At 39.8% G+C, this 21,899-nt stretch carries 23 protein-coding genes and 1 pseudogene; 15 read left to right on the top strand and 9 right to left on the bottom strand.

Features of this window, described 5'->3' with window-relative positions:
* Window positions 1-76 precede the first annotated feature (76 nt).
* The 5 genes from C3F34_RS18115 to C3F34_RS18095 all read left to right on the top strand — a co-directional run bounded on the left by C3F34_RS18115 (window position 77) and on the right by C3F34_RS18095 (window position 7,727).
* On the top strand, window positions 77-2,506 hold the full coding sequence (locus tag C3F34_RS18115; RefSeq protein ID WP_104442259.1) for a glucose/quinate/shikimate family membrane-bound PQQ-dependent dehydrogenase: 2,430 nt from the start codon (window positions 77-79) through the stop codon (window positions 2,504-2,506).
* Window positions 2,507-2,655: 149 nt separating this feature from the next.
* Complete coding sequence (locus C3F34_RS18110) at window positions 2,656-4,773, top strand: TonB-dependent receptor (protein WP_228155374.1); 2,118 nt, start codon at window positions 2,656-2,658, stop codon at window positions 4,771-4,773.
* Window positions 4,774-4,915: 142 nt separating this feature from the next.
* Window positions 4,916-5,953 (top strand): hypothetical protein, encoded by a 1,038-nt coding sequence (locus C3F34_RS18105; protein ID WP_104442257.1) that lies wholly within the window; start codon window positions 4,916-4,918, stop codon window positions 5,951-5,953.
* An 89-nt stretch (window positions 5,954-6,042) separates the two neighbouring features.
* Entirely contained in the window at window positions 6,043-6,816 is a 774-nt protein-coding gene (locus tag C3F34_RS18100; RefSeq protein ID WP_104442256.1) for a Rossmann-like and DUF2520 domain-containing protein, read from the top strand.
* Window positions 6,817-6,941: 125 nt separating this feature from the next.
* Complete coding sequence (locus C3F34_RS18095; protein ID WP_104442255.1) at window positions 6,942-7,727, top strand: fatty acid desaturase family protein; 786 nt, start codon at window positions 6,942-6,944, stop codon at window positions 7,725-7,727.
* A 55-nt stretch (window positions 7,728-7,782) separates the two neighbouring features.
* Here the strand turns inward: C3F34_RS18095 and trmB are convergent, their stop codons facing one another.
* Both trmB and C3F34_RS18085 read right to left on the bottom strand, forming a co-directional pair.
* Entirely contained in the window at window positions 7,783-8,499 is a 717-nt protein-coding gene (gene trmB / locus C3F34_RS18090; protein WP_104442254.1) for a tRNA (guanosine(46)-N7)-methyltransferase TrmB, read from the bottom strand.
* 225 nt (window positions 8,500-8,724) lie between these two features.
* Window positions 8,725-9,396: pseudogene (locus C3F34_RS18085) on the bottom strand (SulP family inorganic anion transporter).
* A 226-nt stretch (window positions 9,397-9,622) separates the two neighbouring features.
* Between C3F34_RS18085 and gstA the strand changes: the two are divergent.
* Window positions 9,623-10,234, top strand: coding sequence for a glutathione transferase GstA (gene gstA, locus C3F34_RS18080; protein WP_016167615.1), 612 nt, complete (start codon window positions 9,623-9,625; stop codon window positions 10,232-10,234).
* Window positions 10,235-10,280: 46 nt separating this feature from the next.
* Here gstA and C3F34_RS18075 read toward each other — a convergent pair whose 3' ends face one another.
* From C3F34_RS18075 to C3F34_RS18050, 6 genes are all read right to left on the bottom strand, one after another.
* Complete coding sequence (locus C3F34_RS18075; protein WP_104442253.1) at window positions 10,281-10,970, bottom strand: hypothetical protein; 690 nt, start codon at window positions 10,968-10,970, stop codon at window positions 10,281-10,283.
* A 79-nt stretch (window positions 10,971-11,049) separates the two neighbouring features.
* On the bottom strand, window positions 11,050-11,835 hold the full coding sequence (locus C3F34_RS18070) for a thiazole synthase (RefSeq protein ID WP_104442252.1): 786 nt from the start codon (window positions 11,833-11,835) through the stop codon (window positions 11,050-11,052).
* Window positions 11,836-11,847: 12 nt separating this feature from the next.
* On the bottom strand, window positions 11,848-12,045 hold the full coding sequence (gene thiS, locus C3F34_RS18065; protein WP_016167618.1) for a sulfur carrier protein ThiS: 198 nt from the start codon (window positions 12,043-12,045) through the stop codon (window positions 11,848-11,850).
* 25 nt (window positions 12,046-12,070) lie between these two features.
* Complete coding sequence (locus C3F34_RS18060) at window positions 12,071-12,436, bottom strand: DUF423 domain-containing protein (protein ID WP_104442251.1); 366 nt, start codon at window positions 12,434-12,436, stop codon at window positions 12,071-12,073.
* Window positions 12,437-12,573: 137 nt separating this feature from the next.
* Window positions 12,574-13,443: an RNA polymerase sigma factor RpoH gene (gene rpoH, locus C3F34_RS18055; protein WP_016167620.1), complete on the bottom strand. Its 870-nt coding sequence runs from the start codon at window positions 13,441-13,443 to the stop codon at window positions 12,574-12,576.
* Window positions 13,444-13,584: 141 nt separating this feature from the next.
* Window positions 13,585-13,818 (bottom strand): sulfurtransferase TusA family protein, encoded by a 234-nt coding sequence (locus C3F34_RS18050; protein ID WP_016167621.1) that lies wholly within the window; start codon window positions 13,816-13,818, stop codon window positions 13,585-13,587.
* A 384-nt stretch (window positions 13,819-14,202) separates the two neighbouring features.
* Here C3F34_RS18050 and C3F34_RS18045 point away from each other — a divergent pair, with 384 nt between their 5' ends.
* Entirely contained in the window at window positions 14,203-14,415 is a 213-nt protein-coding gene (locus tag C3F34_RS18045) for a cold-shock protein (protein WP_005177104.1), read from the top strand.
* Window positions 14,416-14,513: 98 nt separating this feature from the next.
* The gene (gene rhlB, locus C3F34_RS18040) at window positions 14,514-15,665 is read left to right on the top strand and encodes an ATP-dependent RNA helicase RhlB (protein WP_044740797.1); all 1,152 of its coding nucleotides are present in this window, start codon (window positions 14,514-14,516) and stop codon (window positions 15,663-15,665) included.
* Window positions 15,666-15,744: 79 nt separating this feature from the next.
* Here rhlB and C3F34_RS18035 read toward each other — a convergent pair whose 3' ends face one another.
* Window positions 15,745-16,122 (bottom strand): hypothetical protein, encoded by a 378-nt coding sequence (locus tag C3F34_RS18035; RefSeq protein WP_104442250.1) that lies wholly within the window; start codon window positions 16,120-16,122, stop codon window positions 15,745-15,747.
* 197 nt (window positions 16,123-16,319) lie between these two features.
* On the opposite strand from C3F34_RS18035, the gene C3F34_RS18030 reads away from it, so the two are divergent.
* From C3F34_RS18030 to C3F34_RS18000, 7 genes are all read left to right on the top strand, one after another.
* The gene (locus tag C3F34_RS18030) at window positions 16,320-16,895 is read left to right on the top strand and encodes a nitroreductase (protein WP_044740798.1); all 576 of its coding nucleotides are present in this window, start codon (window positions 16,320-16,322) and stop codon (window positions 16,893-16,895) included.
* Between the two features lie 29 nt (window positions 16,896-16,924).
* Window positions 16,925-17,998 (top strand): NAD(P)H-dependent glycerol-3-phosphate dehydrogenase, encoded by a 1,074-nt coding sequence (locus C3F34_RS18025; RefSeq protein ID WP_044740799.1) that lies wholly within the window; start codon window positions 16,925-16,927, stop codon window positions 17,996-17,998.
* Between the two features lie 113 nt (window positions 17,999-18,111).
* On the top strand, window positions 18,112-18,567 hold the full coding sequence (locus C3F34_RS18020) for a phosphoglycerate mutase family protein (RefSeq protein WP_044740800.1): 456 nt from the start codon (window positions 18,112-18,114) through the stop codon (window positions 18,565-18,567).
* A 27-nt stretch (window positions 18,568-18,594) separates the two neighbouring features.
* Window positions 18,595-19,737 (top strand): type II secretion system protein GspL, encoded by a 1,143-nt coding sequence (gspL, locus tag C3F34_RS18015; protein WP_044740801.1) that lies wholly within the window; start codon window positions 18,595-18,597, stop codon window positions 19,735-19,737.
* Window positions 19,737-20,216 (top strand): type II secretion system protein GspM, encoded by a 480-nt coding sequence (gspM, locus tag C3F34_RS18010; protein ID WP_044740802.1) that lies wholly within the window; start codon window positions 19,737-19,739, stop codon window positions 20,214-20,216. The genes gspL and gspM overlap by 1 nt, the downstream gene beginning before the upstream one ends.
* 90 nt (window positions 20,217-20,306) lie before the next feature.
* Window positions 20,307-21,317, top strand: coding sequence for a quinone-dependent dihydroorotate dehydrogenase (locus C3F34_RS18005; RefSeq protein WP_044740803.1), 1,011 nt, complete (start codon window positions 20,307-20,309; stop codon window positions 21,315-21,317).
* Window positions 21,314-21,898, top strand: a complete 585-nt coding sequence (locus C3F34_RS18000) for a CvpA family protein (protein WP_104442249.1) — start codon at window positions 21,314-21,316, stop codon at window positions 21,896-21,898. Before C3F34_RS18005 ends, C3F34_RS18000 begins: the two co-directional genes overlap by 4 nt.
* Window position 21,899 lies beyond the last annotated feature (1 nt).

Below are 21,899 nucleotides of genomic sequence, written 5' to 3'. Positions count from 1 at the left end.
TTATTCGTGAAGATAAATGATACTCAAAGGAGAGAGGGAGTGATCATTTAAACGCACGGCACTTGGAGTAAGATGTATGTCTGAAGCTCAATCTAAGCCAGGAGCCATATTTAAAATATGGTGCTTTGTCCTTGGCTTGGCCTTATTGTTAACAGGCCTATTTTATTTAATTGGTGGCGGAAAGCTCATCAGTTTAGGTGGCTCTTGGTACTTCTTTATTGCAGGCTTAGTGACGATTGTTTCAGCGATTTTCATTTTTCGAAAAAAAGCCCTTGGGGTCGGATTATTCAGCTTAGTCTTTATTGGCACTGTCATTTGGGCATTGATTGATACAGGCTTGGAATTCTGGCCACTACATTCACGCTTAATGTTCCCAGCAGGCTTATTTGCTGCTGTATTACTCACATTGCCATCCATTCGTAAATACCAGCAACAAGCAGCAATGTCAGCACCAGCTTATGTGGTTGGTGGATTGACTGTTTTGGGTATGTTGGGTGGTTTGTACGGTATGTTCATTCCACACCCAACCGTTCAAGCATCGGGTGAAGAATTGCCACTTGTACCCGTCGAACCAAGTAAGCAGCAAGTCAATTGGGATCATTATGGTAGTGATGCAGGCGGTAGCCGTTTCGCTGCACTCGACCAAATTAACCGTAATAACGTATCTAAACTTAAGGAAGCTTGGCGCTTCCAAACGGGCGATATGACTACAGGTTCGGGTAATGGTGCAGAAGATCAAATGACACCATTACAGGTCGGCAATAAGGTCTTTTTGTGTACCCCGCATAACAATATGATTGCTCTGGATGCGGACACAGGTAAACAAATCTGGAAAGCTGAAGTCAACTCGAAAGCCGATGCTTGGGAGCGTTGCCGTGGCGTTGCTTATTTTGATTCGACGCAAGCATTGGTACAGCCAACCTTGGCAGGAGCAACAGCCGTAACCGCAGTCGCGACCAATACAGCTTGTCCACGTCGTGTCTATACCAATACCCCTGATGGCCGTTTAATTGCAGTCAATGCCGATACAGGTGAGCGTTGTAAAGACTTTGGTGTTGATGGGACTGTGAATTTGCTTGAAGGCTTAGGTGATGGTACTAAAGCGCCACGTTTTGAAGTGACTTCGGCACCGACCATTGCAGGTACATCGATTGTCATTGGCAGCCGTATTGCCGATAACGTCGGTGCAGACATGCCGGGTGGTGTAATTCGTGCATACGATGTCATTACAGGCCAGTTGCGTTGGGCGTTCGATCCGCGTAATCCAGATCCGAACTATGTGTTAAAACCAGGTGAAACTTATAAACGTAGTTCGGCCAACTCATGGGCGGCTATGTCTTATGACCCGCAAATGAATACCGTGTTCTTACCAATGGGAAGTTCATCAGTTGACCTTTGGGGTGCAAACCGTCAACCATTAGATCATAAATACAATACCTCGGTATTGGCACTTGATGCGACCACAGGTAAAGAAAAGTGGGTCTATCAAACAGTTCATAATGATTTATGGGACTTTGACTTGCCAATGCAACCAAGTTTGGTGGATTTCCCACTGAAAGATGGTTCGACTAAACCTGCTGTAGTCATTGGTACCAAGTCTGGTCAGTTCTTTGTACTTGACCGTGTCACAGGTAAACCATTGACCAAAGTCATTGAACAACCTGTTAAAGCTGCAGATATTCCAAATGAACAATACAGTTTGACCCAACCGCGTTCTATTGAAATGCCACAAATTGGTAATCAAACGCTGACTGAATCAGATATGTGGGGTGCTACACCATTTGATCAATTGATGTGTCGTATTAATTTTAAATCGATGCGTTATGAAGGTCTATTTACAGCACCAGGTACTGATGTTTCATTAAGCTTTCCAGGTTCACTGGGTGGCATGAACTGGGGTTCTATTGCTTTCGATCCAACGCATCGATATATGTTTGTGAACGACATGCGTTTAGGGCTTTGGATTCAGTTGATCAAACAAACTCCTGAAGACTTGGCGATTCAAGCCAATGGCGGTGAGAAAGTGAATACGGGTATGGGTGCAGTACCAATGAAAGGCACACCATACAAAGTGAACAAAAACCGTTTCTGGTCAGCGTTAAGTATTCCTTGTCAAAAACCACCATTTGGTACTATGACTGCAATTGATATGAAAACTCGTCAAATTGCATGGCAGGTTCCTTTGGGTACAGTCGAAGATACAGGTCCAATGGGCATCAAAATGGGCTTAAAAGCACCGATTGGTATGCCAACCATTGGCGGTCCAATGGCAACACAGGGTGGTTTAGTGTTCTTTGCAGCAACACAAGATTACTACTTACGTGCCTTCAATTCATCTAATGGTGAAGAATTGTGGAAAGCACGTTTACCTGTGGGGAGTCAGGGTACGCCAATCAGCTACATTTCACCAAAAACAGGTAAGCAATATGTGGTCATTTCTGCAGGCGGTGCACGTCAGTCGCCTGATCATGGTGATTATGTGATTGCTTATAGTTTAGAAGACTAAAACGTATTATTGTTGGGAGAGTCCTTCCTTGAGGAGGGGCTTTCCACATTCCTACCAAGATGATAATAAAAGGATGTCTTGTGAAATTATATAGTCGCAATCCACTTCCCTTTAAATATGCTTTATTAGCCACAGTGATTCTAAAATCGATGGCACTGTATGCTCAAGATACAGCGGCATATCAACTCCCTGTCATTACCGTGCAAGCCGTACGTACTGAAAATGAATTGTTACAGACCCCAGCTTCTATACAGAAAGTAGAAGTTGCGCAATCGCAATCCAGCACTCATGTGAATGTGTCTGAACTATTGCAAGGTGTTGCGGGTTTACAAATGAATAACCGTGAAAATTACGCGCAAGATTTGCAAATTTCCATGCGTGGCTTTGGAGCGCGTTCTACTTTTGGTGTGCGGGGCATACGGCTTTATGTCGATGGCATTCCTGCTACCATGCCTGATGGTCAGGGGCAAAGCTCTAATATAGATTTAGACAGCTTGGACAATATTGAAGTTTTGACAGGCCCATTTTCTGCCATTTATGGTAACTCATCGGGTGGAACCATTCTAACCGAAACTAAAGAAGGACAAGGGAAAGACTCGATTCAAGTGGGGTTAAATGCAGGCAGCCACCATAAACAACAAGCCAATATTCAATTACAAGGGGGTTCAGAGCAAGCCAACCAACCCGCTTATGTGATTAGTTCTTCCTATTTTGATACGGATGGTTTTCGTGATCATAGCGCGGCGCGAAAAGTGTTGAATAATGCCAAGCTCACTTGGAATCTGGAGGATGGTAGTAAGATTAATTGGCTCATAAACCGTACAAAAATTGAGGCAGATGATCCTCAAGGTTTAACTCGAGCACAATGGCAAGCCAATCCGAAGCAAGTGAATGATGCCAAAAATATTTATGATGTACGTAAAGAAATTGAACAAACCCAAACAGGGTTGACATGGAACAAACCACTGAATGATCAGCAAGAGTTGTATGGCATGGTCTATTTTGGCAATAGACAGGTTGTGCAATATCAGTCGATTCCTAAGTGTGCAATAAATGATAATACAGGAAAATGCATACCGAACTCATCACAACTTAATGATCGCCATGCTGGTGGTGTGATCGATTTTGATCGAGATTATTATGGTGCAGACTTCCGTTGGACGGGTAAAGAGCTTTTGCCGAATACAATGCTAATTGCAGGCGTAGCACTAGACCGTATGGTCGAAGACCGTAAAGGTTATAAAAATTATAATCATGCGGATACATTTGGCGTGAAAGGTGATTTACGTCGTGATGAAAACAATACCTTATGGAATCTCGATCCTTACATCCAAGCCTCATGGCAGTTTTTACCACAGTGGCACTTAGATGCGGGTTTACGTTATAGCAACGTCAATTATGAATCTGAAGACCATTATATCACCACAGGTAATGGTGACGACAGTGGTTCAACGGATTATCAAAAGTTACTTCCAACTGTCGCTTTAGGTTGGGAAATTTTACCCGAGCTTTATGCCTATACCAGTTATGGTAAAGGTTTCGAAACACCAACTTTTACCGAGATGGCTTATAACACTGATCCCCTAAAGTCAGGCATGAACTTTGAGCTAAAAGCTGCAAGTAGCGATAATTATGAGCTCGGCTTAAAGTCACAAAATCCTTTTGGCTTATTGACTTTTGCTCTTTTCCAGACAGATACAGAAAACGATATTGTGACGGCAGGAACCCGTGATGGTCGAGCAACTTTTCGAAATGCTGACAAAACTACTCGACAAGGTTTAGAGCTTTCATGGCAACAAAAGATTTGGCAAGAGCTTAGTATTCAATCGAGTTATAGTTATATCAATGCTGAATTTGATAGTTATACGCCAGAAATAGCGAATCCTAAGAACCCAACAACGCCATATGCAAAAGCTATTAACAAGGGAAATAAGATTCCCGGAATTGCCAAGAATCAAGCTTTTGTAGGCTTGGCATGGCAACCTGAGAGGGGCTTTCAGGCAGGCTTGGATGCACGTTATATGGACAAGATTTATGTCGATGATATCAATTCCGATACTGCACCAAGTTATACGGTCGTTGCGGCGCATGTTGGCTATTTGTGGGTCAATAAAGACTGGAAAATCAATACTTATGCACGCGTCGATAATTTGTTTGATCGAAATTATGTGGGTTCTGTGATCGTTAATGATAGTAATAGTCGCTTCTTTGAACCTGCGGATGGTCGAAACTTTAGCGTTGGTGTGAGTGTGAACAAGACTTTCTAGAAAGCTCACAGTAAAACTAAAAAAGGGACGAAATAGTCCCTTTTTTACGATTTAAAATCTTTCATGATTTAATTACTCGTTTTTTTAGCCCAAATTTGCTTAAATACGCCTCGAAAAATAACAAACAGACATTGGGCTTTATATGAATAAACTTGCCAATTCTTTGGTTTTTGCAACATTGTGTAGCAGCATGTTTTTAACGGGTTGTGATTTCTTTAAGGGAAAGAAAGACAGCGCCGAAGCAGAACAAGCCACACCCGCAGTGAATGAATGGGACTGTAGCAATGAGACGAAGTTAAAAGAGATTAAGAATGCTTTACAGCAAGACTATTTGAAAAAGTTAGATAAAGCCTTACGTAACTCGAGTTACTATCAGTCGGATAAAAACCTGACCGATACCATCACGCAGAATATTAAATTTGAAGTCAAAAGTATTACAACAGTAACGGAACAACCTGAGACGGCCAAACAACTGGAATGTCATAGCGAGTTGGTCGTGAAAATGCCGAAAGGTTTACAGAAACGTGCTGAAAATGCTTTTGAGGCAGAATATTGCGAAGAGTGTGAACGAGAAGCAGAGACGCTTAAAGACTATATTGAAAGTGAAGTATATGGTTTAACGATGCAAAATGATCAACTCAAAGGATCATTTAATTATCAACTGATTAAAACGGATAAAGAAGGTATTCAACTCCAGCTACCAAAAGAAAATAAAGTGTTAGATGGACTCGTTTATATCACCGAAAAAGCAGTACAACTTGCTGCTTATGAAGAAGAGAATAAAGGTATTGCGGATAGTCAAGAAGCCAACGCCCAAGAAGAAGCTGCGCAACAAGAACTCGCTCAGAAATCTATGGATATCCGTCAGAAAGAGCTCAATGCTGATCAGGCAAAAGTGGTAGATCGTTTGAATCAAACATGGGATCGTTTTAGTAGTGAGCAAAAAGCACAATTACAACAGGACCAGTCAGATTGGTTTGAAAAGCGTGATGTAGACTGTAAAGTGCTTGCACAAACGAGCATTCATAATATTGCTGAAAAAGATCGTGAAACTTACCAACAGCATTACAACTATTGGAATGAGCAAATGAGAGCACAAAATCAGGACATGCAATACACCAAATGCTTTAATCAGAAAACGTCGGAGCGTATTGTTTATTTAAACAATGTCTTTAATTAATTAGAAAGTTGCTTGAAAGGAAAAGGACGAATTGATTCGTCCTTTTTTTCTTGGCATGCTTAGCGCAGAAATAGAGAGTACGCCTAGACATGCGAATTAGTTTTATTGGTGCTGGACGTGTTGCCCATCATTTGGCATCTGCTTTAAAGCAACACCATCAAATTGTACAAATATATAGTCGAACTTGGGAAAAGTCACAACATTTGGCAGAGCAGGTGGCAGCACAAGCATGTCCCTCATTAACCGACTTATCTTCAGAAATTGATTTGCTCATTCTTACTGTCAGCGATCAATCTATTGCTGCCGTCATCGCTGAAGTTGCGCCGTTGTTGCCAGAGGTTCTGATCGTACATACTTCAGGTAGTACTGATCTGCAAATCCTACAGCAACAGCACCCACGTTCGGGCGTGTTTTATCCTTTACAGACCTTTAGTTTAGAACGAGAGGTAGATTGGAAACAAACCCCATTATTTATTGAAGCTGCAAATAAAGACCATCAAAAACAGTTATTGGATTTGGCTCAACAGTTGAGCCAGCATGTCTATGCTTATAATTCACAGCAACGTTTAAGTTTGCATTTGGCTGCGGTATTTGCCTGTAATTTTGCCAATTACTGTTACGATATGAGCAAGCAAATTGTCGATCAGACGCAAGTTGATTTTAGTTTGTTGTATCCGTTGATTTTGGAAACAGCAGCGAAAGCCACCCAAAATGATCCGAAAATGATGCAAACTGGACCTGCGGTACGCGATGATGTGAATATTTTACAGATGCATCAGTCAATATTAGAAGATTTAAAACGACCTGATTTGGCTGAGGTTTATACCTTAATGAGTCAGCAAATTATGCAGCGACATCGTTAATTGAAGGATGAATAATTCGTGTACCTGTAATAAAAACAAGTAAAGCCGCTGAAAAAGTGGCTTTTTTTATGTATTAGGATTAGGTAGAGTGCTTCTGAAAATAAATACAAACAATTAGAGGGTGTATGCGTTCACATTTATTATTAGAACAGGTGCAGTGGAAAGATCTTGTGCAGTTAGGCCGTACTGATGTCATCAGTGAGTTACTCATTTCTTTACCATGGTTACTGGTCTCATTCATTTTCGCAGGTTTTCAGTGGTATCTTTTGGCACTGTTTTGCTCGTTTATGTTTTTCTTAACAGGGCTTAGACAAGTGCATAATGCCTTTCATTTCGCTTTAGGGATTAGCCGCCCTGCGACACATTGGGTCATGTTTGTCTTAAGTATTATTATGCTTGGTTCAATGCATGCGGTACAAATTAATCATCTTCGACACCATCAGCACTGTATGCAAGAAGAGGATATTGAAGCAAAAAGTGCAACCATGAAGTGGTGGCAGGCTTTGTTATTTGGCCCTATTTTTCCGTGGATGTTGCATAAAAAAGCATTCGAGGTTGGAACTAAGACGCAGAAAAAGTGGATGTCTGCTGAGCTTGTTACCAATCTGATCGTGCTGTTTTTGGTTTTTATCGTCTTGGATATCAGTGTCTTAAAATACCATGTCAGTGCAATGTTGATTGGGCAATGCATGACGGCTTTTTTTGCGGTATGGACGGTGCATCATGATACAGAAGATCATATTTATATGGCACGTACAGTACGTAATGAGTTCAAACGCGTAGTGACCTACAACATGTTTTATCATGTAGAGCATCATTTATTTCCCGCAGTGCCGACACGACGTTTACATATTTTGGCAAAACGCTTAGATGCAAATGATCCGACAGTTGAAATTCGGCATGTGTTTTAATCATTTCAGAATAAAAAAATAGGGCACTAAGCCCTATTTTTTTAAAACACAAAACTTATTTAATTTTCTTAAATAAGAAGTCGTTAATCTTATGACCTTCTTCCAGTCCTCGACGTTCAAACTTAGTCTGTGGACGCCAGTCAGGACGTGGGTAGCTGTTACCTTTACCTGCCATATTCTCAAGATTTGGACGGTTGTCGAGCACATCAAGCATCCATTCTGCATACGGTTCCCAGTCTGTTGCTGCGTGGAATGTTCCACCCATTTCTAACTTTTGTTCAACCAGCGGCATACGGTCATGTGACACGAAACGACGTTTGAAATGACGTTTTTTCTGCCATGGGTCTGGGAAGTAAAGTTGCACAGCGTTAATGCTGTTGTCTGGCATTTCACGCAACACTTGAATTGCATCAGCATCTAAAAGACGAAGGTTGGTTAAACCCGCCATGCCAGCCTCATATACACATTGAGCAATACCTGGAACATGGACTTCAATCCCGACAAAGTTTCGTTCAGGATTGGCTTTTGCCATAAGCACCAGTGAACGTCCCATACCAAAACCAATTTCAACAGTTAATGGACGTTCAGGGTATTCAAAATGCTGACGTAAATCACCGACTGGATATTCCAAAATTAAGTGACCATATTGTTCAAGCGCAGTACGTTGAGAAGTATTCAGCGGAGAAGAGCGACGCATAAAAGTCACAATTTCACGATGCTCATTCAAGTTGTCTAGCTCGACGACTTGCGGTTCTAATAGATCGGTTGACATAACTTCGGCAAATGTAAAAATTCGAAAGCGGTATTTTAAATCCTGAGACTAGCAAGTCAAATTATTTACCGTTATTTCGGCAATTAAATTGTTTTTGAGTTTTTCAAATCTCTTTTTTCCGACTTTTATCGAATTATAAAGTTCATTTATTGAATGAAATCTATAGGTGATTTGAAGGGCGAATAAAAAGAGCTGAATAAACAGCTCTTTAGTGAGATAGAAACATCAAAGCGGATTATAGCGGTCAATCAGGGTACTACTGGCTTCATTTAAACCCACCACTTCAATATCGATACCTTGATCTCGAAACTTTTGCACGACGGTATTTAGCATATTGACGGAAGTAATAACCCAAATATGAGCATGGCTCAGATCTAGAATCACATGTTTGGCAGAAGTTGAGACATCAAAAAACTGATAAAACTTTTCAGCACTACTAAAGAAAATTTGTCCTGAAACTTGATATTGCAAAGTTTCAGCGTTAATTAATTTAGGTGTGACTTTCACTTCACTTTCCAATTTATTTACAAGAAAGAGCGCAGAAAGGCAGACGCCAACAAAGACTCCCAAAGCCAAATTGTGCGTTGCTAAAACAATGAGCACTACACTCAGCATAACAACGTTGCTTTGTTTCGGATGCTTGTGAAACTGTTTGACCAAGGTAATCATCAGCAACGCCATTGCACCTGTTGCCGCAGAAATCATGGCGGGGCGTCCACCAAAAAAGGCAATACTCACGGCTATACAGAACGAAGCATATAAACCAACCTGAGGATCAATACCAGCAATAACAGAAAAGGCGATAGATTCAGGAATCAACGCTTAACCAACGACAATCCCTGCAAGTACATCAGTACGAATATTTGATAACCATTCTGATTTTTTAAGGTTAATCATTATGGCACTTCATAAAATTTAAAGGATGTGTATGTTAAAACATCTAGCAATAAAAAAGCACACAGGATTAACTTGAAAAAATTTAGAAATTGAACAATATTCAAAAGGTAATTGTTTTTATATGTTTTATAGAACGGTTACGTTTTTGCAATTTACAGGTCTGATCGCTTGAAAGTTTGTCAGAAGCAATTTAAAAAAGTGAAAAGTTAGATAACAAGGATTATATATGAAGCTTTATTATTCCCCAGGCGCATGTTCACTGGCATCTCATATTATTCTAAATGAAATTAATGTCGATTTTGATCTGGTTCGCGTAGACCTAAAAACCCATAAAACAGAAAAAGGTGAAGATTATTATGCAATTAACCCTAAAGGTTATGTTCCTGCCTTAGAAATTAATCCTGGGTTAATTCTGACCGAAAATGTGGCAATTTTACCTTTCCTTGCTCAGCATGATCCTAAGCAGGATTTAATTCCACCATCAGGTTTAGGTCGTGCCAAAGTGCTGGAATGGTTGGGCTACCTCAACTCTGAGTTGCATGATGCCTATGCTGTATTCTTTGGTGGACCTTTATCGGAAGAGGCTAAAACCAAAGCCTATGCAGAAATTGATCGCTTATTGACCTATATTGATAATGCTATTGCTGAATCTGATCATGATTACTTGGTCGATGATAATTTTGGGCCAGCAGATGCATATTTATTTGTGCTAACAAATTGGTCAAATTCGATTGAGCACGATTTAACACCTTATAAGAACATTATTGGTATACGCCATAAGGTTGCAGAGCGTCAGTCTGTACAAATGGCGATGCGTGATGAAGGCTTAATTCCATAATTGCCTAAAAGTTTGGTTTAAAAAATGCCTCGTGAAGAGGCGTTTTTTATTGATATTCGGCATATTCAGTAAAATCTATGTCTTGTAATTGAATCTGATATTTATTTTTAAGTGTACTCCACTGAACTTTCACAGGTTGTGAAGTGTCTGCAAATTCATTTTTACCTGTGGTAGTTTTCACTTTGCCAGTAGAAAAATTAATGCTCTTTTCGGTGATGTCACCTGAGGCACGATGGAAATCATTACTGTCAAAACCAATTAAATTGAAATTATTATTTTGATAACGGAAGGTATAGCTATTATTGGTAACATACCATGAACCGCAGCTTAACCAATAATGTAAGCTTATTTTTAGCAAGCCTTTAGTTATGGTAATACCGCCATCTTCTAGTGGGTCTGCAAGGCAAGGGGATTCGGCATCGTTCTCACTAGGCAATAGCTCATTTTTACTTATTAATTGGTAACCTGAAGCGGTCTTAAATAAAACAAGCAGTGTTCTGGGGTTGGTATTGAGTACAGAACTGCCTAAACCAGCATTGGCGATCACATTTTCTGGATTGTTTTCTTCAATAACCAAGACGGTATCATTCTGACCATCACGGTTCAAATCCCCAGTGGTTGTTTTCAAAATTTTCCAACCTTGTGGCACAAACTTTGAATAAGCAGAAGTTTCTGAAGCTGCGAATGCTGAGGAACTTAAGGCTGCGAGTGTAAGAGCAAGTATATTTTTTAGCATGATGTTCTGAACTTTCATTATAAAAAGATTATAGAAAGTATAAAAAATGGATTCCGAAGAATCCATTTTAAGTGCAGTATTATTTAAAGAAATAACCCGTTTCAGGGGAACTGGCATTTGCCATACGTTTACGTGGCATACGTCCTGCAAGGAATGCTTCACGTCCTGCTTCAACTGCCTTTTTCATAGCTGATGCCATTAAAATTGGATTTTGAGCAGCAGCAATCGCAGTATTCATCAGTACGCCGTCACAGCCTAATTCCATTGCAATCGCAGCATCACTGGCTGTACCTACACCAGCATCTACCAACACTGGAACTTTGGCGTTTTCTTTAATGATTGAAATAGTATGCGGGTTTAAAATACCTAAACCAGAACCAATCAAACTGCCTAAAGGCATAATTGCAACGCAACCCATGCTTTCTAATTCTTGCGCGACAATTGGATCATCCGAGGTGTATACCATAATCTCGAAACCATCATCAATTAGTGTGCGTGCTGCTTTTAAGGTTTCGGTAATGTTCGGATATAAAGTTTTTTCATCCCCTAAAACTTCCAGTTTTACCAGATTGTGACCATCTAACAGTTCACGAGCCAACATACAGGTACGGATTGCACTATTTGCATCAAAGCAGCCTGCTGTATTCGGCAAAATGGTATATTTTTCTGGTGGAATCACAGAAAGTAAATTGGGTTGATCAGGGTGTTGCCCAATATTCACACGACGAATAGCCACCGTGACAATTTCGGCACCACTGGCTTGAATGGCTAAATCAGTTTCATTTAAATCTTTATATTTACCTGTACCCACCAAAAGGCGTGATTTAAAGGTTCTTGAACCAACAATAAGAGGGGTGTCTTCCATGGGAGCTCCGAATTAGCCGCCACCAACGGCATGAATAATTTCAATGCGATCTTGATCACAAATTGGGGTTTGTTCGAGTTTAGATTTAGAAATAATCATTTCATTTTGTTCAACTGCAAAGCGTTTGCCTTCGAGTTCTAATTCCTGAACCAGTTGTAAAAGATTGCAGCACGTGGTGTCTTTTGCTTCACCATTCAGAAAAATTTGCATGTTTCATTCCCGAAAATTTGCGACTTTATTTGGCGTATTTGAAAGCATTCCAAGCCAGAATCAGCCATCCAGCAATCATGAGGGCACCACCAATAGGGGTAATGGCACCTAAGCCGCGAGGTAATCCCAAAGCCATGACATACAATGAGCCGCAAAAGAAGAAAATTCCAATTTGAATAAGAGTAAAACTCATTTTAATTGGAAGTTGGGGAACGACTTTTGCCAAAATGGCGAGCGCCAATAAGCCCAAGGCATGAGAGAAAAAATAATCTGTTGCAGTGTGCCACCAAGTCAATTGGGACTCAGTTGCACGCGCTTTTAAACCATGTGCACCAAAAGCGCCTAACATGACAGCAATTGCTAAATTAAGTGCAGAGATTGCAATCCACATAAGTCGTGATGACCTGAACAAATTTGCCCATAACCTTAGCATATTCTTTCTAAGGTAAAAAAGCGAAATGTGACATTGTCAAAGTGTTAATGTAAAAAAGGCACAATTTGAAATTGTGCCTTTTAAAAACGGAAAACTTAATTGGATGACATAGCGACTTTAATTTTTTCCATCGCATTTTTTTCTAATTGACGAATACGTTCAGCAGAGACGTTATATTCAGCAGCCAATTCGTGCAAGGTAGACTTGTCATCATCTAACCAACGACGTTGTAAGATATTGCGTGAACGATCATCCAGTTGCTCCATGGCTTCATGTAAAGCAGAGGTGCTTTGTTCTTCGTAATCTTCACTTTCAACCAAGCGAGCAGGATCGTAACGATTATCTTCTAGATACAAAGCAGGCGCGACATGGGTTGAACCTTCATCGTCATCATCGCCCTGTGCTTCAAATGCAGCATCATAAGCAGTTAAACGACCTTCCATCTCAAGAACTTGCTCTGGAGTCACGTTTAAATCGTTGGCAATCGATTGCGCTTCTTCAAGCGTCAATTTTTTGCTTGATTTTTTTAGACTGCGTAAATTAAAAAACAATTTACGTTGGGCTTTAGTCGTTGCAATTTTGACAATACGCCAGTTACGAATGACGTATTCATGGATTTCAGCCTTAATCCAATGCACCGCAAAGGAGACCAAACGTACGCCCATATTTGGGTCAAAACGTTTTACGGCTTTCATTAAGCCTAAGTTACCTTCTTGAATAAGATCACCTTGAGGCAATCCATAACCTGCATAACTACGTGCAATATGTACGACAAAACGTAAATGTGACATTACCAACATTTTGGCTGCATCAAGGTCTTGGTCGTAGTAGTAACGTTCAGCCAACTCTTTTTCTTGTTCGGCTGTTAAAATTGGAATCTGATTGACAGTACTAATATATGCCCCAAGGTTTACACCTGGTGCAGATAATGACAGGGGCATCAATTGATTGCTGCTGTCACTCATAGGTACTCCTTAATAAAATTGGACATTGATGTTCCACTACCTTTCATCTTAATGCCAATACGCTCACACATTAAGGAAATTTGGGTAGTGTTATGTAATTTTTTATGCCAAATTGAAACCATTTAGTTTAATTGAAAATAATTAAGATTCAATTAAGTAATGGTATTCATGCTCTGAAATTTTTTGCACTACACAGGTCATCTGATGCATTTGGCAATACCTTGTTACATCAATTTGGCTATGTGGGTCGGAGGATTTTAGTAAGACTCGACCATGCGGCGAATTTTTTAAAGAACGCTTCAACATGAGTAATGGCATTGGACAAGGTTTACCCATTGCATCAATAATGAGGTCACATTCGCTTTGATTCGACATATGAAGTGAGAAATATCAGGATACATCGCCAAATATTAGCAAATTTAATGCCAAACCCCAACTTAAATCACAGTAAAACTATATTTATGTTTATATTGGTCATAAATAAGTATCGAAAAAAAAATACTAAATTTGATATGGAATAAGTAAAAAAAATTCTATTAATTGTCATAAACCCATGTTAAGCTCGATGCCGTATTGAGGATTTAACACAACTATAAATTGTTTTAAACCCATACTCTACAAATGGATGTAACCGGGATTTTGTTAATAGTTATACAGAATGATTACAAGCTTAGAAATAATAAATGTTTTTAAACCTTGTTTGCTCTGCTGTTTGCAACACCGGGTGGTCCTTCTTTTAAATACAATGAGGATTAACTTATGACAGCTCGTGAACAAGGCGTAGTTAAATGGTTCAACGACACTAAAGGTTTTGGTTTTATTCAACGCAATGGCGGTGACGATGTATTCGTTCACTTCCGTGCTATTCAAGGCGAAGGCCACCGTTCACTTCGTGACGGCCAACGTGTTGAATTCAGCGTTGTGAAAGGCCAAAAAGGCTTCCAAGCTGAAGAAGTTCAACCTTTAGACTAATACGCTAAAGATTCTTCGAAACGCCTCAATGTATATTGGGGCGTTTTTTGTTTATAATGACCCTGTTTTTCAATATTCATTAATTTGAGCACGTATTTATGTCATCTGGTTTTGAAACCCTAAATTTACACCCGCAACTTAAACAAGCGATTGATGCTTTAGGGTTTAAGGAAATGACGCCAATCCAGCAAAAGGTGCTTAAATTTACTTTGGCTGGGCATGATGCGATTGGTCGCGCACAAACTGGAACAGGAAAAACGGCTGCGTTTTTAGTCAGTGTCATCAATGATTTGCTTAATAATCCAATTAAGGAACAGCGTTTCCGTGGTGAACCACGTGCATTAATTTTGGCACCTACACGCGAATTGGCTTTACAAATTGAAAGTGATGCGAAACATTTAACTAAGTTTACTGACCTACATTTAGTGACTTTGCTGGGTGGTGTGGATTTTGATAAACAAAAAGCACAACTCGACAAAAAACCTGTTGATATTATTGTGGCTACACCAGGACGATTGATTGATTTTGTAGAGCAAAAAGAAGTCTGGTTAGATCAAATAGAATTTTTGGTGATTGATGAGGCAGACCGTTTATTGGATATGGGCTTCATTCCTTCCGTTAAACGAATTGTGCGTTATTCACCACGTAAAGAACAGCGTCAAACCCTCATGTTCTCTGCAACATTTAGTTATGATGTTCTCAACTTGGCTCAACAATGGTTATTTGAGCCAGTGACGGTAGAAATCGAACCTGAAAAGAAAACTAATGCAGATGTTGAACAACGTGTGTATATGGTTGCAAAGTCTGATAAATATAAATTGCTACAAGACATTTTACATGACGAGCCGATTGAAAAAGTCATGATTTTTGCCAACCGTCGTGATCAAGTTCGTAAGTTATACGACACCTTAAAGCGCGATGGTTATAAAGTAGTGATGTTGTCGGGCGAAATTGCTCAAGACAAACGTCTGAAAATGTTAGACCAATTTAAGAATGGTCAGCATAACATTATGATTGCAACAGACGTTGCAGGGCGTGGTATCCATGTAGATGGTGTGTCACACGTGGTTAATTTTACTTTACCAGAACAGTCTGATGATTACGTGCATCGTATTGGACGTACAGGACGTGCGGGTACACGTGGGGTGAGTATCAGCTTCCTTTCCGAAGATGATGCATTCCATTTACCTGAAATTGAAAAAGCAATTGGTCAAAAGTTACCTTTAACCCGTTTAGAAGGGTATTGTTAATTCCATGTTAAATTTAAAAAAGGGTTGGCATTAAAGCTAACCCTTTTTTTATTGTATTTAGACGGTGAATTGGACGGTGTTATTTTGCTTTGCAATAAAAAGTCAAAACAGTCTGATAATCTGTATCTTTGGCAATACTCGTATTGGTACCTGCAATACTGCCGATCACATCCGCAGCGGATTGAATCATTTGGCCAGTTTTTTCATCAAAAACACCTTTTAAGGCACCATTGTATTCAGTCTTTTCACTAACGACGATAGGGGTTGAGTTTTTACACGTCTTGTTTGCAGCTTCAATGGCATTGTTTTTAGCGACAATATTGGTTTTACCTAGTCCTGTAACTTCAAATTGATTATTTTCTTTTTGAATTACAGTCGAAGAGGTGGGTGTGGATGCACATGCTGTTAATAAGATAGTGAATAATGCAGTTGTGCCTAAAGTTAAAATTTTATTCATATTTTTCCCATTCATCATAAGAAACCTCTGAGGCAATGGTTTCATGATCATGCTGTGGATGCTGTATAAAAAATGCAGTTTTATTTTATTGCAATGTGAAAAGGGTTTTTGAAGTGACAATTTATTCAGTTGGCTAGAGTAATATGAAAATATTGTGATACTCTTGCTGAAGTATTTATGTATAGATCTTTGAATCAATGACGGATTTAACAGCTGACCTTATTCATCAAAATATTCATCAACGTCAGTCAATTGGACATCTTGTTGAGCCTGCACCTAATGCAGCGCAATTGGAGTTGGCATTTCAGGCAGCATTAACAGCACCTGATCATCATCGTTTAAAGCCTACAAGATTTGTAGTGATAGAGTCAGAGCAACGTGAAGCATTTGGGCAATTATTGTCTCAAGCATTAGCAGACTTGGGCGAGCAAGATCAAATTCAACTTGATAGAGTTAAGAATCATCCATTTCGCGCACCTTTGCTGGTACTCGCGCTGACCAAGTTTCAAGAACATATAAAAGTTCCTAATTTTGAGCAAACTTTAAGTACAGGTGCAGCAATTCAAAACTTTTTACTATCTTTACAAGCGCAAGGTTTTTCGACCATGTGGCGAAGTGGTGCGGTTGTTGAATCAAAATTATTAAAACAGGCCTTGGGCTTAACGGAGCATGATCTTATTTCAGGGATTATTTATGTCGGTACAGCAGCAAAGGCAATTCCTGCCCGGGCTGAAATAAATACTGCCGACTATGTAAGTACTTGGAATAAATAAGTTAGATCCATTTTGGGATATAAAAATAAATGTCTGAATTAAACTTTAGTGATTTGGTAGAACCTGTAAATATTGACCGCAAAACTGCTTTACGTGTCACGGTATTGGGTGGGGGTAGTTTCGGAACAGCAATGGCCAATACAGCTGTGCGGAATGGTTGCGATACCATGATCTGGATTCGTGATGAAGCGATTGCTGAAGAAATTAACCGTACCCACGTAAATCAACGTTATTTACCAGATTTTCAATTAGAACATAATTTGGTTGCTGTTTCAGATTTAGAAAAAGCGGTACGTGATCGCGATATTATTTTGGTTGCCATTCCAAGTCATTCATTCCGAGATGTGCTTAAGCAGATTCGTCCATTTATTAGCTCACAAGCTGTGGTGTCTTTAACTAAAGGGATTGAAGCGAAAACATTTTGTTTTATGAGTGATATTATTCAGCAAGAATTACCAGAAATTCCTTTTGGAGTGCTTTCAGGGCCAAACTTGGCAAAAGAAATAGTTGCAGGACAGCCTGCAGGTACCGTTATTGCGAGTGACTCTGAATTAGTGCGTTATGCTGTGCAGCAAGCCTTACACAGTGCATTATTCCGTGTATTTGCCAGTGATGATGTGCATGGGGTAGAGTTGGGTGGTGCACTTAAGAATATTTATGCAGTCGCAATGGGAATGGCGGCCGCTTATAATGTAGGTGAAAATACCAAAAGTATGATTTTAACTCGCGCTTTGGCTGAAATGAGTCGCTTTGCAGTGAAGTTAGGTGCGAATCCATTAACTTTCTTGGGGTTGTCTGGGGTCGGTGATTTATTTGCAACTTGTAATAGCCCACTGAGTCGTAACTATCAGATTGGTTATGCTTTAGGAAAGGGAAAAAGCTTGGAGCAAGCTACCAAGGAATTAGGACAAACCGCAGAAGGGATTAATACGGTTGTTCAAGTTCGCGCACGAGCGCAAGAGTTGGATGTCTATATGCCAATTACCTGTGCATTGTATGATGTTATTTTTGAAGGTGCTCCGCCCTTATCTATTGCAGTTTCATTAATGAAAAATGGTCACCGTAGTGATGTAGAATTCGTACTGCCTCACCATGAAGTTTGATGAATTGAACGCGTTAGAATTGTCATAAATCTTGTATATACTTGAAAATTAGACGCCTGCAGAATTTTAATTTGATCACGCTGCTGAGTGTTCTGAAATAATAAGGAAATTTTATGTTACTTACATTGGTTCGTCATGGCGAAGCCGCACCAGCAATTGACGGTAATGATATGAAAAGACCACTTACTGCACGTGGTCATTTACAGGCACAAGAAACAGCAGATTATTTAAAAGATGTTGTGCAGCCTGATATTTTTATTGTAAGTCCATTATTAAGGGCACAAGAAACTTTGGCACATATTCAAACGCATTTTAAAGGTGTGCCAGTATTGCTTTGTAATGCAATCAAACCAGATGATGATGCGCGTGTAGCTGTAGAATGGTTGTCGCATTTGCCTTATGAGTCAATTGTTGTGGTTTGCCATATGAATGTTGTAGCACATATAGAAGAATTGTTGACAGCCGAGCCTTTTCATGCTTTTTCGTTGGCAGAAGCCCGCTGTTATGATCAAAGTGTGATTGCAGCAGGTTTATCAACGGTTCAAAATCGCTTTATTCCTCAAGCTTAAATTATTCTAAACGGCAGATAAAAATAAATGTTGTATATATGGATGCCAGAAGCCAATGAGGCATGGCAGTGGTCGCAAGGGGAATTCTGGCAAAGCGCTTTGAGTTTGGAACAGTTGATTCAAGATTTGCAGCCTTTTGCTGCTCAAGAAGCGACTGTTTTTTTTCCAAGCCGCCATATGCAAATGTTGCAACAGCAGTTGAGTAAGGCAAATTATAAACAACTGGGGCAAGAAGGTATCAAGTATCTGTTAGAGGAATATATTGTATTCCCTATCGATAGTATGAAAATCTTGCATCATTTTCAAAATCCAGATCAACTCACATTGTTGGGCATTTCTCAGCATTTGGTAGAAACATGGCAGCATTCGCTTTCCTTATTACCTACAAAAATTACTGCACTTCTTCCTGACTTTTATGCAGCACCGCAACCCCAACAGGCAGATGAAACAGTTTTGTTGGATTTGCATGGACGTTTATTGGCAAGAGAAAGTGAATGGATGGGGTGTTCTATTGATGATTTGCCACTTTATTTAGATTATCAAGAGGTGTCGCGACTTTATACCTCCTCTAATTTAAATACAGCACAACTAAATAGTTTGCAGGCTCGTGTAACGCAAGATCAGATTCATGGATTTCAATATCACTTCACGGAACTGAAAAAGCCGAAACAACATCCTTTTAATGTTTTACCAAAGTTGAAATCGGAAGCAAAAATTTCTGGTTATTGGAAAGCTTGTGCAGCTGTTTTATTTGCAATTTTAATTGTTCAATTTGGTTACGATGCAAGTCGCTGGTATAAAAATAAAAAGGTGGCCGATGAAACAGCACTGCAAGCAGTATCTCAATTTAAATATTGGTTTGGACAAAATTATCCTGTAACTGAGCAGACGCTGAAAAGTCAATTTGAGTTTCAGATGCGGACCAATCAAATGGGGCAAAACGCAGGACTACAATTATTGAGTCGTGTTGGTCCAGTATTGATGCAGAATAAAATTATTGCGGATCGTGTCTCGTATGATGCATCAGTTCTTAATTTAGATTTAAAAGCCAATTCATCGGTAGTATTGCAAAATTTGACACAGCAATTGAATCAACAAGGCTTTAAAGTGGAGCTTGGTAATATTCAGCCAAATGGTTCTGGGGTAATTGGTTCGGTGAAAATACAATAATGAATGCAATAGAAAAATTTCAAAATAGATTAGATGGTTGGGTTGAGCAATTCACACAATATTTAGAGCGGTTGTCTGTTCGCGAGCGTGTCATGGTCATTTTTACTATGGTCTTTGTATTGGTTGCGGCGGTGGGATCTGCTTTATGGTATATGCATAAAGCAGCGGAATATCAACAGCAAAGGGTGAGTGAACTAAAAGATTTAGTGGTTTGGATGCAAAGTAATGCGGTCACCATGAAGCCAGCAGGGGATGTACAACTCAGTGCAGCAGAAAAAGTACAGCGGGCTGCGCAACAACAAGGATTGGGAGTTGCTTCACAACAAGTAGGGGAGCAAATTCAAGTTGTTGTGAGTCATGCAAATTATTCTATTCTGGCGAATTTTCTCACTCAATTAGCCCAGATGGGTTTAAGCATTGAAAAAATGGAATTTCAGTCTAATGCTGGACAGATTAAATTAACAGCGACACTACAATAATAGGTCAAAATAAACAGTTGCCAAGCATGGCGTTTTTGGTGGGCTACGCCTATAATATACCGACCTAAAAAGCAGTAGACTTTTCTAGATATGTTGTATTCTCTAGCCCGCCCTTTGTTGTTTTCTTTAGCACCAGAGCGTGCACATGAGCTAACATTATCCTTGCTGAAATCAGCCCATGCGATGGGGATGATGCGCCAACATGTTGCAGCAAAGCCTGTGACTTGTATGGGTATTGAATTTCCAAACCCTGTTGGTTTAGCGGCAGGTTTAGATAAAAATGGTGCTTATATTGATGCCTTGGCTGCTCTCGGCTTTGGTTTTATTGAAATTGGAACGATCACTCCGCGTCCACAAGCAGGTAACCCTAAACCACGTCTTTTCCGTTTGCCGCAAGCACAAGCTATTATTAACCGTATGGGTTTTAATAATGATGGTGTAGATAAACTAATTGAAAACGTAAAAGCATCTAAATTTAAAGGTGTGTTAGGGATTAATATTGGTAAAAATGCCGATACGCCTGTGGAAAATGCAGTTGATGACTATCTTATTTGCTTAGAAAAAGTCTATAACTACGCTTCTTATATCACTGTAAATATTTCCTCTCCGAACACTAAAAACCTACGTAGTTTACAAAGTGGTGATGCGCTGACTGACTTGTTGGTGACTTTGAAAAAACGTCAACTCGAATTGGCCGATGAGCATCAACATTATGTACCTTTAGTACTAAAAGTTGCGCCAGATTTAACACCTGAAGATATTAGCTTTATTTCGCAACAATTAATTACGAATAAAATTGATGGGCTAATTGTCACGAATACGACTTTATCTCGTGAAGGCGTAGAAAATTTACCACAAGGTGATGAGGCTGGTGGATTGTCTGGTGCACCTGTATTTGAGAAGAGTACGGCGTGTTTATCTGCATTTGCCCAAGCGCTAAATGGTCAAGTGCCGTTGATTGGTGTGGGCGGAATTTTGGCAGGCGAACAAGCACTAGTAAAACAAAATGCAGGCGCAACACTTGTACAGGTGTATAGTGGCCTTATATATACTGGACCTAAACTGGTTAAAGATTGTGTTGATGCTATGCTTGCAAAATGAATACCATTGATATCTTCATACTGATCATTTTGCTCATTGGAGGGCTAAACGGTTTGCGACAAGGATTTGTTAAAGCCTTTGCGAACTTGGTGGGTTGGATTTTTGCACTGATTGTCGGTGCAAAATATGCCGCTATCATCGCTCCTTCAATGGGTGTTCTCAGTCAAGATCCAGTGGTTCAGAAAATTGCAGCGTTTGCCTTTATTGTGTTGCTCATTGTTGTTCTAACTTGGTTCGCAACAGCACTGTTGAATAGTGTTTTAAGTACCTTGAAGTTAGGTCCGCTTAATCGTCTTGCGGGTGGTGCATTTGGCACACTCAAAGGACTGATGGTGGTTTTAATTACAATGCAAGGTTTAAGTCCATGGGTAGAAAGCTCGCCACATTGGAAGCAATCCAAAATGGTTCAATCTTTATTGCCTTATGCGCCTTGGGCTGCCCAGTTGTCTAAAGATGCAGCGCACGAAGCGCTTGAACATATTCAGTCGGAAGATGCTCAGAAATCTTCTCACTCTTTGTCTGAACCAGCGCCAAAAGATCATTCGCGTTCAGGCAATTCAACAAATAATCCTTTTTATTAAT

Source organism: Acinetobacter sp. ACNIH2 (genome assembly GCF_002934965.1).
In the GTDB taxonomy this organism is placed as follows: domain Bacteria; phylum Pseudomonadota; class Gammaproteobacteria; order Pseudomonadales; family Moraxellaceae; genus Acinetobacter; species Acinetobacter tandoii.
This window is presented reverse-complemented; position numbering and strand designations above follow the sequence as displayed.

Bases quoted from the DNA above. Each gene is read 5' to 3' on its own strand.
- C3F34_RS18115 (WP_104442259.1), top strand. From the start codon at position 77: ATGTCTGAAGCTCAATCTAAGCCAGGAGCCATATTTAAAATATGGTGC.
- C3F34_RS18110 (WP_228155374.1), top strand. From the start codon at position 2,656: ATGGCACTGTATGCTCAAGATACAGCGGCATATCAACTCCCTGTCATT.
- C3F34_RS18105 (WP_104442257.1), top strand. From the start codon at position 4,916: ATGAATAAACTTGCCAATTCTTTGGTTTTTGCAACATTGTGTAGCAGC.
- C3F34_RS18100 (WP_104442256.1), top strand. From the start codon at position 6,043: ATGCGAATTAGTTTTATTGGTGCTGGACGTGTTGCCCATCATTTGGCA.
- C3F34_RS18095 (WP_104442255.1), top strand. From the start codon at position 6,942: ATGCGTTCACATTTATTATTAGAACAGGTGCAGTGGAAAGATCTTGTG.
- trmB (WP_104442254.1), bottom strand. From the start codon at position 8,499: ATGTCAACCGATCTATTAGAACCGCAAGTCGTCGAGCTAGACAACTTG.
- gstA (WP_016167615.1), top strand. From the start codon at position 9,623: ATGAAGCTTTATTATTCCCCAGGCGCATGTTCACTGGCATCTCATATT.
- C3F34_RS18075 (WP_104442253.1), bottom strand. From the start codon at position 10,970: ATGCTAAAAAATATACTTGCTCTTACACTCGCAGCCTTAAGTTCCTCA.
- C3F34_RS18070 (WP_104442252.1), bottom strand. From the start codon at position 11,835: ATGGAAGACACCCCTCTTATTGTTGGTTCAAGAACCTTTAAATCACGC.
- thiS (WP_016167618.1), bottom strand. From the start codon at position 12,045: ATGCAAATTTTTCTGAATGGTGAAGCAAAAGACACCACGTGCTGCAAT.
- C3F34_RS18060 (WP_104442251.1), bottom strand. From the start codon at position 12,436: ATGTGGATTGCAATCTCTGCACTTAATTTAGCAATTGCTGTCATGTTA.
- rpoH (WP_016167620.1), bottom strand. From the start codon at position 13,443: ATGAGTGACAGCAGCAATCAATTGATGCCCCTGTCATTATCTGCACCA.
- C3F34_RS18050 (WP_016167621.1), bottom strand. From the start codon at position 13,818: ATGTCGAATCAAAGCGAATGTGACCTCATTATTGATGCAATGGGTAAA.
- C3F34_RS18045 (WP_005177104.1), top strand. From the start codon at position 14,203: ATGACAGCTCGTGAACAAGGCGTAGTTAAATGGTTCAACGACACTAAA.
- rhlB (WP_044740797.1), top strand. From the start codon at position 14,514: ATGTCATCTGGTTTTGAAACCCTAAATTTACACCCGCAACTTAAACAA.
- C3F34_RS18035 (WP_104442250.1), bottom strand. From the start codon at position 16,122: ATGAATAAAATTTTAACTTTAGGCACAACTGCATTATTCACTATCTTA.
- C3F34_RS18030 (WP_044740798.1), top strand. From the start codon at position 16,320: ATGACGGATTTAACAGCTGACCTTATTCATCAAAATATTCATCAACGT.
- C3F34_RS18025 (WP_044740799.1), top strand. From the start codon at position 16,925: ATGTCTGAATTAAACTTTAGTGATTTGGTAGAACCTGTAAATATTGAC.
- C3F34_RS18020 (WP_044740800.1), top strand. From the start codon at position 18,112: ATGTTACTTACATTGGTTCGTCATGGCGAAGCCGCACCAGCAATTGAC.
- gspL (WP_044740801.1), top strand. From the start codon at position 18,595: ATGTTGTATATATGGATGCCAGAAGCCAATGAGGCATGGCAGTGGTCG.
- gspM (WP_044740802.1), top strand. From the start codon at position 19,737: ATGAATGCAATAGAAAAATTTCAAAATAGATTAGATGGTTGGGTTGAG.
- C3F34_RS18005 (WP_044740803.1), top strand. From the start codon at position 20,307: ATGTTGTATTCTCTAGCCCGCCCTTTGTTGTTTTCTTTAGCACCAGAG.
- C3F34_RS18000 (WP_104442249.1), top strand. From the start codon at position 21,314: ATGAATACCATTGATATCTTCATACTGATCATTTTGCTCATTGGAGGG.